Genomic DNA, 13,485 nt, shown 5'->3' with positions numbered 1-13,485 from the left:
TTTTAGTTAACAAAAGAAATAGCATGAATAGCAATCAAGAGCCAAATTTAGAACCTGACTTCAATATAGACCTTGAAGATGAAGAGATTATCTACGTTAGTAAAAGTGAAATCAAACGCGATGCTGAAGCACTTAAAAAGTTAGGTGTCGAACTTGTCAACTTAAGCAAAAATGAAATTGCCAAAATTCCCCTTGATGAAGATTTACTTTATGCGATTGAATTAGCGCAAAAAATAAAAAAAGAGGGTTATCGAAGACAGATCCAATACATTGGCAAGTTACTTCGAAGTCGTGATATCGAACCGATTACATCAGCTTTAGATAAACTTAAAAACCGCCATAATCAGCAGGTCGCGCTATTTCATCGATTAGAAAAATTACGCGATGAACTTATCGAAACTGGTGATGCAGAATCAATTATGGAGCTATTTCCTTCCGCAGATAGACAGCAATTGCGTACATTAGCGCGTTTAGCGAAAAAAGAACTCACGGCAAACAAACCACCAAAAACTGCTAGACAAATCTTTCAATATTTAAAAGATTTGAGCGAAACTGAGTAAGTTTTTATAATGTTTGCATTATATTTATTATTAAACACTATTAACAAATAAAAGATAGAGGATACAAAAATGGGACTATTAAATGTACCAGCAGGTAAAGAATTACCAGACGACATCTATGTTGTAATCGAAATTCCAGCGAATGCTGATCCAATCAAATATGAAGTAGATAAAGATACTGGTGCTGTCTTTGTCGATCGTTTCATGGCAACAGCGATGTTTTACCCATGTAACTATGGTTACATTAATCACACATTATCACTCGATGGTGATCCTGTTGACGTATTAGTTCCAACTCCGTACCCATTACAACCAGGCTCAGTTATTCGTTGTCGTCCAGTTGGCGTATTAAAAATGACCGACGAAGCAGGCTCTGATGCAAAATTAGTAGCAGTTCCACATACTAAACTGTCAAAAGAATATGATCACATTAAAGACGTTAATGACTTACCTGAGTTATTAAAATCTCAAATCAAACACTTCTTTGAACAGTATAAAGCACTTGAAAAAGGCAAATGGGTAAAAGTTGAAGGCTGGGATAATGCTGAAGCCGCACGCAAAGAAATTATCGAATCTTTTGAACGTGCAAAACAAAAATAACATTTCTTAACAAAAAAGTAATCGTTTCATCGAGTCATAGAAAAAAAATTTTATGGCTCGTGTTTTTCCACTTTTTTTGACTTTCGAAATATCCTCAAGTAGTTATAATATAAGCAATTTGCTATAGATCAAAAAACGATCAATTACCAAAAAATCATAGAAAAAACTTTATCATAAGATGAAAAAATTGTAATGAAACTCTTGCTTTCGATTTTAAATTATGAGGTAATAGTAATGGGCAAACAACATAAGCATTTTTATGGAAACGATTAACTTTTTAATTTAGCGTTTAACTAGTTAAATTTGTTTTTGAGTTGAAGTAATAATGTTTAGTGATGCCTAAACAGCCGATAAGGCAAATTATTAATTATTGTTAGGATGTCTAGTAAATGAATAAAAAAACAGGCCAAGTAAAATGGTTCAACGAAAGTAAAGGTTTTGGTTTTATTACCCCTGCCGACGGAAGCAAAGACGTATTTGTTCACTTCTCTGCTATCTCAGGTGACGGATTTAAAACCTTAGCTGAAGGACAACAAGTCGAATTTGCTATCCAGGATAGCCCTCGTGGACCAGCAGCGGCTGAAGTTGTTGTTATCTAATTAAATTTAATTAAATAATATAAGCAAAACGCCTATTTCTCGAAATAGGCGTTTTTTTATGCGTACAAACAATAATTTCAAGCAGAAATTAAAAAAGCGACACCAATGAAGTGACCCCCAATAGTTGGACAACCAATTACTGAGGGTCTTTTTATGTCAAAATATAGTCGAGAATTAAAAATTATCATAGCTAATGAATTCTTATCAGGAGAATCATCGAAAATTCTTTCAAAAAAATATGCGATATCTTCTAGTCAGATTCGATATTGGTCCCAAGTGGTTGCGATTCATGGTGATAACGCCTTTCAACCAACACCTCATTTACGTCATGCCGAAGCAAGATTACAAGCACTAAAATTAATGTGGACAAATAATTGGTCTCTCGGGCACACTAGTGCTATGCTTAATTTAAGTTCCCCCGGTCTTCTATTTGTTTGGCTTGATAGATATCATAAAAAAGGTTTCCGAGGGCTTGAATATCGTTCCAGAGGAAGACCATGTATGAAGCGAACCCGTATTGAACCCACTCACAGTGATGATGAAAAAACAATTGAAGAATTAAAAGAGGAAATTGCTTATTTACGAGCAGAAAATGCTGTTCTAAAAAAGTTAGAAGAGCTGAAGCAAGCAAAACGTCAACAAACAAAGAAAAAACGTTAGTTGTTTTAGCTCTTAAATATCAGTATTCTTTAAAACATTTGCTATCAGCAACAAAACTGGCAAAAAGTGTTTTTTATTATCATGTTAATAGGTTGAAAATGCCGTCTGCTTATGAAAATGAGTTAAAACGTATAGAATCGATTTACCATGAACATAAAGGGCGTTATGGTTATCGGCGAATTCATTTAACGTTGATAAATGAAGGCATTAAGCTCAATCATAAAACGGTACAACGCTTAATGGGTCAGCTTAATCTCAAATCGACAGTAAGACCTAAAAAATATCGTTCTTATCGTGGAGAGACAGGTAAAACAGTAGCTAATTATCTTAAAAGAGATTTTGAATCATCGAAACCAAATGAAAAATGGGTAACGGATGTCACAGAATTTAAGGTAAATGAACAGAAAATTTACCTATCGCCCATTATCGATTTATATAATCAAGAAGTAATCGCTTATAAAGTGGCTAAAAATGCACGTTTGACCTTGGTGACAGATATGCTTCAAAAAGGGATATCACGATTAAAACAGTGTGAAAAACCGTTACTACATAGTGACCAAGGCTGGCAATATAGAAATTGCCATTATCAGAAACTACTAGCTAATAATGGCATCAAACAAAGTATGTCCAGAAAAGGAAATTGTTTAGATAATGCGGTAGCTGAAAACTTTTTTGGTCTATTAAAATCAGAAATGTATCATGGACAATGCTTTCAAGATGCAGATGAATTGATTGAAAAAATAGAAGAATATATAGAATACTACAACACCAAACGGATTAAAGCCAAATTAAAAGGCCTGACTCCGGTTGAATTTCGAAATCAGGCCTTACAAGCCGCTTAATCAAAGTGTCCAACTTTATGGGGTCACTTCAACCAAGGTCGCTTTTTTTAATTACAATTGATTCTTATTTTTTAGAAACAACTGCGATTAAGTCTAATACTTTATTTGAATAACCAACTTCGTTATCGTACCAAGATACTAATTTAACAAAGTTATCGCTTAATTGGATACCCGCTTTAGCATCAAATACAGAAGTACAAACTTCGCCTAAGAAATCTGTAGACACAACGTCATCTTCAGTATAACCAAGAACGCCTTTCATTGGGCCTTCTGCAGCAGCTTTGATTGCTTTACAGATATCTTCGTATTTAGCTGGTTTTGCTAAACGAGCAGTTAAGTCAACAACAGAAACGTCTGGAGTTGGAACACGGAAAGCCATACCTGTTAATTTACCATTTAATTCAGGAATAACTTTACCTACCGCTTTAGCCGCACCAGTTGATGAAGGGATGATGTTTTGAGCAGCACCACGACCACCACGCCAATCTTTGTGAGAAGGACCATCAACTGTTTTTTGAGTTGCAGTTGTTGCGTGAACAGTAGTCATTAACGCTTCAACAATTCCGAAGTTATCATTAACTACTTTAGCTAAAGGTGCTAAACAGTTAGTAGTACAAGATGCGTTAGAAACAATATCTTGACCTGCATAGTCTTTATCATTAACACCCATAACGAACATAGGAGTGCTATCTTTAGATGGGCCAGTTAATACAACTTTTTTAGCGCCAGCTTGGATATGTTTACGCGCAGTTTCATCAGTTAAGAATAAACCAGTTGCTTCAGCTACAACATCAACACCTACTTCATTCCATTTTAAGTTTGCAGGATCTCTTTCAGCAGTAACGCGGATTGTTTTACCGTTAACGACTAATTTACCGTCTTTAACTTCAACAGTACCGTCAAAACGACCGTGAGTTGAATCATATTTAAGCATATAAGCCATATAATCAACGTCTAATAGATCATTGATCGCAACGATTTCAATGTCAGAACGTTTTTGTGCAGCACGGAAAACAATACGACCAATACGGCCAAAACCATTAATACCTACTTTGATTGTCATAACAATTACCTTCTTTTTTGTTGTATATGATAAAAATAACTTGCAGTAAACTACCAAATTTTGGGGGTTTATTCAAGATCATTACACGTAATTAGGCACGAATTAATGAAATAGTTTTAGGTAAACAAATAAACCAGAGAAAATAATAATTATAATCAAGGTATTAAATTATAAAATTAATTTAATGCTGCAACAAAAAAATAACTTCTGCATTAAGTAAAAATAATTGGGTATAATAATGAGCTATTAGCTCAATACCTTGTCAATAAAGTAGCTAAGAACGTATCGATCCAAAAATGAATATATATTATTATTCAATGCAAACTATAACCATTCATATTTAAGATAGTTGTAAACGGTTATAAATACAGATAACCACTTAAATATGAAATTTTACGATTAAAGTCTAAATATTATTTTTTAAACTAAAGAAACAACGCTATGACAGATAACCAAGATTTGACTGACCACACACCAATGATGCGACAGTATCTAAAGTTAAAAGCTGAAAACCCAGATATTTTATTGTTTTATCGTATGGGTGATTTTTATGAGATGTTTTATGAAGATGCTAAACGTGCTTCACAACTCTTAGATATTTCGCTTACTAAACGTGGTTCATCAAATGGTCAGCCAATTCCGATGGCTGGGGTACCTTATCACGCGGTTGAAAGTTATTTAGCCAAACTTATCTCGTTAGGCGAATCAGTGGCAATCTGTGAACAAATAGGCGATCCTGCAACCAGCAAAGGGCCTGTGGAGCGTAAGATTGTCCGTATTATCACTCCCGGCACGGTAAGTGATGAATTATTATTAGAAGATCGTAAAGACAACTTACTTGCCTGCATATGGCAACAAAAACAGCACTTTGGCTATGCCACTTTAGACATGAGTTCAGGTCGCTTTTTTGTATTTGAATGTGATAATCCGGAAGCAATGCAAGCTGAATTACAGCGAACTAGCCCAGTTGAATTACTTTACCCTGAAGACTTTCCATCAATGTGTTTAATCGAAAATCGCCACGGATTAAGACGACGCCCAATTTGGGATTTTGATCTGGAAACTGCCAAACAGCAACTTAATTTACAATTTGGTACCAATGATTTAGTGGGATATGGGGTGGAAGATTGCCATTATGCTTTATGTGCAGCAGGCTGTTTATTGCAATATGTCAAAGATACCCAACGCACAGCCATGCCACACATTCGCTCAATAGTTAAAGAATCTTCAGTTGATTTTGTGGTATTAGATGCCGCCACGCGCCGAAACTTAGAGATCACCGAAAACCTATCAGGTGGTACTGAACATACCGTTGCCGACATTTTAGATAACACCCAAACGGCCATGGGCAGTCGAATGCTTAAACGTTGGCTACACTCGCCAATTCGTAATTTGGCCATTTTAGAAAATCGACAACAAGCCATTAAAGAGTTACAAAATGATGTCACCGACCTACAACCGCTATTAAAGCAAATTGGTGATCTTGAACGAATTTTGGCAAGATTAGCACTACGAAGTGCTCGGCCACGCGATTTTGCTCGGTTACGTGATGCCTATAACCTATTACCACAACTCCAACAACAGTTAGCGCAATTTAACGCACCATCACTCATTGCATTACGCGCCAAAATCAATCAATTCGATCAAATTGCCGATCTCTTAAATCGGGCGATTGTCGAAGCGCCACCGGTTATTATTCGAGATGGAGGTGTAATTGCCACTAATTATCATCCTGAATTAGATGAATTGCGTAACCTAGCTGATGGTGCAACCAACTACTTAGAACAACTTGAAATTCGCGAACGCGAATCCTTAGGAATTGATACTCTAAAAGTAGGCTTTAATGCGGTACATGGTTACTACATCCAAATTAGCCGAGGTCAAAGCCACCTCGCACCAATACACTATACACGTAGACAAACACTGAAAAATGTCGAACGTTATATCATTCCTGAACTTAAAGAGTATGAAGACAAAGTTTTAACTTCAAAAGGCCGTGCATTAGCGCTTGAAAAGCAGCTTTATGATCAACTGTTCGATCTACTTATGCCTGAATTAGCGGATATGCAAACCAGTGCCGATGCGATTGCCGAACTTGATGTTCTAACTAATCTTGCTGAACGAGCTTTCACGCTCAACTACCATTGTCCAACATTAACTAATCAAACTGGTATTGAAATCAAAGACGGTCGACATGTTGTGATCGAACAAGTGCTACAAAAACCATTTATCGCCAACTCACTGTGTCTCTCATCACATAGACGGATGCTGATTATCACCGGCCCCAATATGGGCGGAAAAAGTACCTACATGCGTCAAGCGGCGCTAATTGTCTTATTGGCTTACATAGGTAGTTTTGTTCCGGCATCTAAAGCGACAATTGGTCCTGTTGATCGTATCTTTACTCGAATTGGGGCATCCGATGACTTAGCTTCAGGCCGTTCTACCTTTATGGTTGAAATGACTGAAACCGCTAACATTATGCATAACGCTACGCCAAATAGCTTAGTGTTAATGGATGAAATTGGCCGTGGTACCTCAACCTATGATGGACTTTCATTAGCATGGGCATGTGCTGAAAATTTAGCTAACCAAATCAAAGCGATGACGCTATTTGCCACCCACTATTTTGAGTTAACCCAATTACCTGAACAGATGCAAGGTGTCTATAATATCCATTTTGACGCTATTGAACACGACAACAGTGTCGCCTTCATTCATGAAGTATCCGAAGGTGCCGCCAGCAAAAGTTTTGGTATTGCTGTTGCAGGGCTAGCCGGTGTACCGAAAACTATCTTAAAACGCGCCAAACAAAAGCTAAAAGAGCTAGAAGTCATCTCTAAACAATCGGCTAACAGTCATGTTGAAAGCTCACAGCTTACTTTAATCACTGATAGTGAACCATCAGAAGTCGAACTCGCCCTACAGCAGATCGATCCTGATGCTCTAACACCAAAACAGGCGTTAGAGGCCATCTATCAATTAAAAAAATTACTTTAAATAAAATAAAAACCGCCATTAATTTAATAATGGCGGTTTGGATATTGAATTTAGCCTCTAACTTATTTCCAAAATTTCTTCTTAGAAGTTTTACCGATACCCGGATTGAAACTATTGGTTGGATCTAACTCATGATAGAATTTTTGCAAATCGGAATTGGCATGATACAAGTGACCAACATTATGTTCAGCTGGGTATTGAGCGCCACGCTGATCGAGTATCACCAACATTTCTTCTTCAACTTTCGCACAGTCAGTACCCTTTTTAGCCAAATAGTCTTGATGGAACACCGAACAGAAAAAGTGGCCATAATACAACTTATGAATAAAATGCTGACTAATATTTTCAGGTAACGTTTCAAACCACTGCTTATCATTACGACGCAAAGCAATATCCAGCGCCACTAAATCCTCGACAGTTTTAGTATGAACATTACGATAAACAGTCGCAGCACCAGCTACGGCAAAACGGTGTAACATTGCTGCTTCAGCTTCTTTATCATTACAACGGAAATAGCTACCGTTACGCTTATCTGTTGAACTATTAGCAAAATACTCTTTTAAAAACGCCTCAGCTTCGGCTATGCCGTCATCAGACATTTTTAAAATTAAATGATGTGCATAACGATCACGATAATCTCGTAGCGATTTTGGCAAATGGTTTGGCCACAATTTACATACCGTCACCGCAAATTTATCGGAAAAACTTCCTGAAAAGAAAGGAATTTTACTCATTATTCGATCGACAAAATTCTTTAATGCGTACATCTTTGGTATGGTATCAGTACCCAGTTTTTGAATCGCTAAAAACAGATGTTTACCATACACCGCTGCAATATCAAACGCATCACGATGAATATACTCGCCAGAGATTGGTAGATTTTTAAAATTACCTAAAATATGACGACGAATATCATCAAGCTCACTTGTATCATTGGTTCCAATATAAAATACTGCGGTGTTTTCCTCTAATGGAAAGGTATCTAACCGTACCGCAAACACCATCAACCGACCCGCACTTCCCGATGCCTCATAATGACGAGCAGGATCGGCATTATATCGCGCTGGTGTATCGGCATCGATTTGTCGCACATGGTCACAATAGTGATAATCATGTCCCAAACCAGCGTTAGGATTAACATCTTTATCAGTATAACTGCGTTTTTGTAGGTTCTCTAAAATCGCTTCTGGGGTATCACCTAATTCAATTCCTAAATGGTTAACCAAATGTAGCTCACCTTGCTCATCCAATTGGGCAAACACTGCCATTTGTGTATAAGCAGGACCACGCTGAATTAATGCACCACCGGAATTATTACAAACTCCGCCTAAAACCGAAGCGCCAATACAAGAAGAACCAATCACAGAATGTGGGCCACGATGATATTTTTTTAACTCTTTTTCCAAATGGAATAGTGTACTCCCCGGCAAACAGACCACCTGATCACCATTTTCAATCACTTGAATACCATCTAATCGACGAGTACTAACAATCACTATCGGCCGATCATAATCATTACCATCAGGTGTTGAGCCACCAGTTAATCCTGTATTAGCCGATTGTGTAATCACAATCACATCTGACTCAACACAAGCATTTAAAACTTGCCACTGTTCTAACAGCGTGCCGGGAATCACAACGGCTAATGCATCCCCTACCCCAAAACGAGCTCCTTGACGATAAGGTAAAGTACGACTTGGATCAGTTAAGGTATATTTATCACCAACAATATTTTTTAACTTCCCTACAAGATCTGATGTATTATTTACAGCCATTTTATGTTTCCTTATTTGGGTTATGATCACGCCAAAATTCACTCAATTTTTGTCTATACTATAACCAATGCAATCTATTGAAAAGAGCACATCACACTTTACAGCGCAAAACATCAAAACTGACACAAAAAGCTAAAAAGAATCAAAATAAAAGATAATTGTTAGTAGGTTGGAAATGTTAAAAATAAGAATTCAGGTTTTGTCGAAAACACAGTCGTATATGCATAGTATTAATTTTTTTTTGAAAATCTCGTTCCTCAACTTTTTTTTCTAAAAAATTCTTTTAATCGATATAAATATTTCCCAAAAAAGTCAAGTAAACGGCGTTTATAACTATTTTTTCTGAGTTTTTTAAATTCTTGGACGGATTTTATTAATGGTACTTCGGTTTTGAATATTTTTTTCGGCTTCTTTGGTTTTCTCTCTATTTTATTTTGTATTCGCTTTTCAATAACTTCAACAATACCAATCATAATAACAAACAATACGACTAAAAATTCACAAATTGCTGCATTAAAGATTCGATCACTGGGTCCCCTGAGAAGATAAATTCTTGTAGGTATTGACGAGGTTCTAGCACTGATGGCAGCATAAGCATCGGTGATATTTAACAAAAAAAAGAGTGAATAATAAAAAAAACTTTAATTTTAACATTCCTTTGCCATTACATTGTTACTTGTTCTTTATAAATAAGAGTGAGAGATAATATAAAATCTATTATTAAATTCATGGATAAAAAAACTATATTTTACCCAATTCCGCTATTATACCAAACATCGAAAAAAGTTTTATTTAATGAATTATTAATAAACGTAGAGTTTACACAATATTATTAGCCATTGATCCATTTGATTATCATGAATAAGATTAAAATCTTTTATCAAACCTCTACCACATTAAGCAATAACCATAAATGTTTCAAAAGTTTAGTAAACCCCATTATAATTTATTTGGTTATTTTGCTAATTTTCGGTTATTCAGCTTCAATCTCGAGTTTATAATCTTTGGCGACAATATCAAAAACATAATCATATGTTTGTAATACATAATGTTTATGATCTTTTTTTATCTTAGAAGTTGTCCCTCGGTTGGTTAATTCTTGAATTAAACAAGAATTGTCAACAAAATCAAAAGATGAATCCATCTTATTTTCATTTACATAAAGATCTAATTCACAACATTGATAATATATGACATTCGAAAAAGAAAATATATATGGGATAAAATCTTTCCCCGAAGTTATTTCAGTTAATGTGGAACTGAATTCACCTTTAAAAATACAATTATATTCTGAATCAAATATCTGCTTGAATTCATCTAAATAGATCGCATTTCTTCCGCTTATAATTCCAACCGCTTCAGTTTTAATCGCTTGATATTTCATATTGGTTAATCTTTTTAGTTAATATTTCTAGGGATTAATTTGTTTATAAATTATTATTTCATGCTTTCATCAAAAACAATTCTCTTTTTAGTTAACTTGGTACACAAACTATATTTGCTCATTAAATTTAGGGGCGATTATTTTTTTGAAATTAGAAAAAATAACTATGATTGTATTTACTATAAAAACGTATATTTAACACAGCAAATCATTTTCTCTATATTCCTAATAAAGTTGAATAAAAAGACGAATTAATTTTTTTAAATAACTAATTTTATAGATAAATAATGATTGTATTATTTATCTAAACTATTTTTATTATCACTAGCAATAGTGATGTTTACCAAAGTAAAAACTTAATCCAACTTGGGATGTTGATCGACAAGTTCCTGTCGTTTAGTTTGTAGTTCTTCGATCTGCTCATCGATATCTTCCACTTCATCTTCAATTGAATCAAAATGTTCAGATAGGAGTGATTCAGCTTCGTTGCGATTGGCGGCAGTTGGCGTGGTACCATGTAACGGTTTTTTAGCGGTTTCGTGCATGGCAAAACCGGTAACAACACCAATAAATCCCACCAACATCAAATAATAGGCTGGCATATATAAGTTACCGGTTGATTCAACAAGCCATGCTACTAAAGTTGGCGTTACCCCAGCAACAATAATCGCAAGATTGAAAATGCTAGCAATGGCGCTATAGCGGATATTGGTAGGAAACATGGCGGGCAATATTGAGGTAATAATCCCGGTAAAACAGTTAATAAACAGTGCTAAGATAAATACCCCTAAAAAAACCAAGGGAATATGCTGACTGTTAATTAACATAAACGCCGGATAAGATAATAGCAATAGACCGATACTACCAATTAATATAAATGGTTTACGTCCTACTTTGTCACTTATTAGCCCAATTATGGGTTGAATAATTAACATTCCGACCATTATCGCTATAATTATGAGTAAACCATGCTCAGTGTCATAATTTAAGTTATGCGCTAAATAGCTTGGCATATAAGTTAATAACAAATAGAACGATACGTTTGTCACAATAACTAATCCTACGCAAACCAAAATATGTCGCCAATATTTGCTGATAATATTTTTTAGCGCTGATTTGGTTTCAGCTATTTGTTCTGATTCTCTAGCTTCGAGGTGTTGTTGGAAAGTTGGAGTCTCTTCGGAAATATGATGTAAGATAAAACTAATTATACCTAAGGGTAAGGCAATTAAAAATGGGATACGCCAACCCCAACTATATAGCGCCGATTGACTAAGTAGCATGGATAAGAACACCACTAACCCTGCTCCAATAATAAACCCGACCATTGAACCAAAATCAAGCCAACCACCAATAAAACCGCGTTTACGATCGGGTGAATATTCCGCCACCACCGTTGCTGAACCTGAGTATTCACCACCAATTGAAAACCCTTGTGCTAATTTAACCATTAACAGTAATACCGGTGAGGTAATGCCAATTGTTTCATAAGTTGGTATCAGTCCAATACAAAATGTACTTAATGACATGATTACTAACGTGATAGATAGTACTTTTTGCCGACCGATATTATCACCAATTAAACCCCAAATTATCCCTCCTAATGGACGAATAAAAAAGGGAATAGAAAAGGTCGATAACGCTGCAATAATCTGCACACTAGGCGATACATGAGGAAAAAACACCTGACCGATAATATACGCCAAAAAGCTATATACACCAAAGTCATACCACTCAATAGCATTACTGAAAGCCGATGCCCAAGTGGCTTTTTTTAATTGGTTATCATTAATAATGGGAATGTCATTAATGTCTAGAGGTTTATGATTCGATTTTGCCATGAAATACCGCCTTTTAAATTTATTAATATCAAGATTTAAATCCAAATAATTAATTTCAACCGGCTGCCATGCCAAAGATAAACGATAAGATTAGATAAATTCGAGGTAAAAATCTAAACACACCAATTTTGTTTAATGATTGATGTCAGATAGGAAAGAATTATATACCTAAATTAAGCAAAAATAACTCATTTATCACACCATGCTATTATCTTCATTTTCATCTTGTTGATGGTGACTATTGCTAGTAACCTTATCTATTATCCTTTAGAATGAGATTACCCAAACTGATGAGGTATTCCCTATGCGATGGAGAGACCAAAGAGAGAGTGATAACATTGAAGATCGCCGCTCACAATCAGCAAGTGATATTGGGACACGTATCCCAATTGGTGGTAAAGGTAAAATTATTTTATTTCTTATCGTGTTAGTAGCCGGTTACTACGGCGTTGACTTGACGGGCTTACTAGACAGCAGTGTGATTAATTTAGGCGATAACACATCAACGAGCCAAGTTGATGACGCTCCACTTAACGACAGTGACGCTGCTAAATTTACTTCAGTGATTTTAGCTAGCACCGAAGATTTTTGGCAAGAACAATTCCAACAATTAGGCAAAACGTATATTCCTCCTAAACTGGTGCTGTATAGCGGTGCAACCCGGACGCTATGTGGTACTGGCCAAGCTATGATGGGTCCATTTTATTGTAATTTAGATAAAACCGTTTACCTTGATTTATCATTTTATCAAGAGATGAAAAGACGCCTTGGTGGTGGCGGTGACTTTGCTCAAGGCTATGTGATTGCCCACGAAGTTGGACATCACGTACAAAATTTACTTGGCACTTTTGATAAAATCCAGCAATTAGGGCAAAATCAAACAAATCAGCTATCGATTAAACTTGAATTGCAAGCCGATTGTTATGCCGGTTTATGGGGCAATGCTATGCAAAAACAGCATATTTTAGAAGTGGGCGATATCGAACAAGCCCTCAATACCGTGCAAGCGATTGGCGACGATCGTCTACAACAACAAAATAATGGTTATGTTGTTCCTGATAGTTTTACTCATGGCACCTCAAAACAACGTTATACATGGTTTAAACGTGGCTTTGATAGTGGGTCGATAAATCAGTGCAATACATTTATTCAATAAGGAAA

Annotated in this window: 12 protein-coding genes; 7 read left to right on the top strand and 5 right to left on the bottom strand. The window is 35.8% G+C overall.

Annotated elements, in window-relative coordinates:
• The first annotated feature begins 23 nt into the window (after nucleotides 1-23).
• From yjgA to AC5LXV_RS07365, 5 genes are all read left to right on the top strand, one after another.
• Entirely contained in the window at nucleotides 24-560 is a 537-nt protein-coding gene (gene yjgA / locus AC5LXV_RS07385) for a ribosome biogenesis factor YjgA (protein WP_493467837.1), read from the top strand.
• 69 nt (nucleotides 561-629) lie between these two features.
• The gene (ppa, locus tag AC5LXV_RS07380) at nucleotides 630-1,160 is read left to right on the top strand and encodes an inorganic diphosphatase (RefSeq protein ID WP_110434047.1); all 531 of its coding nucleotides are present in this window, start codon (nucleotides 630-632) and stop codon (nucleotides 1,158-1,160) included.
• Between the two features lie 389 nt (nucleotides 1,161-1,549).
• Nucleotides 1,550-1,759 (top strand): transcription antiterminator/RNA stability regulator CspE, encoded by a 210-nt coding sequence (gene cspE / locus AC5LXV_RS07375; RefSeq protein ID WP_025315032.1) that lies wholly within the window; start codon nucleotides 1,550-1,552, stop codon nucleotides 1,757-1,759.
• Between the two features lie 153 nt (nucleotides 1,760-1,912).
• Nucleotides 1,913-2,419, top strand: a complete 507-nt coding sequence (locus tag AC5LXV_RS07370) for a helix-turn-helix domain-containing protein (RefSeq protein WP_493467825.1) — start codon at nucleotides 1,913-1,915, stop codon at nucleotides 2,417-2,419.
• Complete coding sequence (locus AC5LXV_RS07365; RefSeq protein WP_493467974.1) at nucleotides 2,317-3,261, top strand: IS3 family transposase; 945 nt, start codon at nucleotides 2,317-2,319, stop codon at nucleotides 3,259-3,261. The genes AC5LXV_RS07370 and AC5LXV_RS07365 overlap by 103 nt, the downstream gene beginning before the upstream one ends.
• A 64-nt stretch (nucleotides 3,262-3,325) precedes the next feature.
• Here AC5LXV_RS07365 and gapA read toward each other — a convergent pair whose 3' ends face one another.
• Entirely contained in the window at nucleotides 3,326-4,324 is a 999-nt protein-coding gene (gene gapA, locus AC5LXV_RS07360) for a glyceraldehyde-3-phosphate dehydrogenase (RefSeq protein ID WP_110434048.1), read from the bottom strand.
• Nucleotides 4,325-4,765: 441 nt separating this feature from the next.
• Here gapA and mutS point away from each other — a divergent pair, with 441 nt between their 5' ends.
• Nucleotides 4,766-7,324, top strand: coding sequence for a DNA mismatch repair protein MutS (mutS, locus tag AC5LXV_RS07355; protein ID WP_493467836.1), 2,559 nt, complete (start codon nucleotides 4,766-4,768; stop codon nucleotides 7,322-7,324).
• A gap of 62 nt (nucleotides 7,325-7,386) precedes the next feature.
• Here the strand turns inward: mutS and dld are convergent, their stop codons facing one another.
• From dld to proP, 4 genes are all read right to left on the bottom strand, one after another.
• Nucleotides 7,387-9,099 carry a D-lactate dehydrogenase gene (gene dld / locus AC5LXV_RS07350; RefSeq protein ID WP_493467835.1) on the bottom strand — a complete coding sequence of 571 codons (1,713 nt, stop codon included), beginning with the start codon at nucleotides 9,097-9,099 and terminating at the stop codon, nucleotides 7,387-7,389.
• A 257-nt stretch (nucleotides 9,100-9,356) separates the two neighbouring features.
• Complete coding sequence (locus tag AC5LXV_RS07345; RefSeq protein ID WP_493467834.1) at nucleotides 9,357-9,713, bottom strand: hypothetical protein; 357 nt, start codon at nucleotides 9,711-9,713, stop codon at nucleotides 9,357-9,359.
• Nucleotides 9,714-10,072: 359 nt separating this feature from the next.
• On the bottom strand, nucleotides 10,073-10,483 hold the full coding sequence (locus AC5LXV_RS07340) for a hypothetical protein (protein WP_493467833.1): 411 nt from the start codon (nucleotides 10,481-10,483) through the stop codon (nucleotides 10,073-10,075).
• 356 nt (nucleotides 10,484-10,839) lie between these two features.
• Entirely contained in the window at nucleotides 10,840-12,324 is a 1,485-nt protein-coding gene (proP, locus tag AC5LXV_RS07335) for a glycine betaine/L-proline transporter ProP (RefSeq protein WP_493467832.1), read from the bottom strand.
• Between the two features lie 304 nt (nucleotides 12,325-12,628).
• Here proP and ypfJ point away from each other — a divergent pair, with 304 nt between their 5' ends.
• Nucleotides 12,629-13,480, top strand: coding sequence for a KPN_02809 family neutral zinc metallopeptidase (ypfJ, locus tag AC5LXV_RS07330; RefSeq protein ID WP_493446235.1), 852 nt, complete (start codon nucleotides 12,629-12,631; stop codon nucleotides 13,478-13,480).
• The last annotated feature ends 5 nt before the right edge of the window (nucleotides 13,481-13,485 follow it).

The organism is Gilliamella sp. LMG 34359 (genome assembly GCF_984569085.1).
This window is presented reverse-complemented; position numbering and strand designations above follow the sequence as displayed.

Bases quoted from the DNA above. Each gene is read 5' to 3' on its own strand.
- ppa (WP_110434047.1), top strand. From the start codon at position 630: ATGGGACTATTAAATGTACCAGCAGGTAAAGAATTACCAGACGACATC.
- dld (WP_493467835.1), bottom strand. From the start codon at position 9,099: ATGGCTGTAAATAATACATCAGATCTTGTAGGGAAGTTAAAAAATATT.
- proP (WP_493467832.1), bottom strand. From the start codon at position 12,324: ATGGCAAAATCGAATCATAAACCTCTAGACATTAATGACATTCCCATT.
- ypfJ (WP_493446235.1), top strand. From the start codon at position 12,629: ATGCGATGGAGAGACCAAAGAGAGAGTGATAACATTGAAGATCGCCGC.
- cspE (WP_025315032.1), top strand. From the start codon at position 1,550: ATGAATAAAAAAACAGGCCAAGTAAAATGGTTCAACGAAAGTAAAGGT.
- yjgA (WP_493467837.1), top strand. From the start codon at position 24: ATGAATAGCAATCAAGAGCCAAATTTAGAACCTGACTTCAATATAGAC.
- gapA (WP_110434048.1), bottom strand. From the start codon at position 4,324: ATGACAATCAAAGTAGGTATTAATGGTTTTGGCCGTATTGGTCGTATT.
- AC5LXV_RS07370 (WP_493467825.1), top strand. From the start codon at position 1,913: ATGTCAAAATATAGTCGAGAATTAAAAATTATCATAGCTAATGAATTC.
- AC5LXV_RS07340 (WP_493467833.1), bottom strand. From the start codon at position 10,483: ATGAAATATCAAGCGATTAAAACTGAAGCGGTTGGAATTATAAGCGGA.
- mutS (WP_493467836.1), top strand. From the start codon at position 4,766: ATGACAGATAACCAAGATTTGACTGACCACACACCAATGATGCGACAG.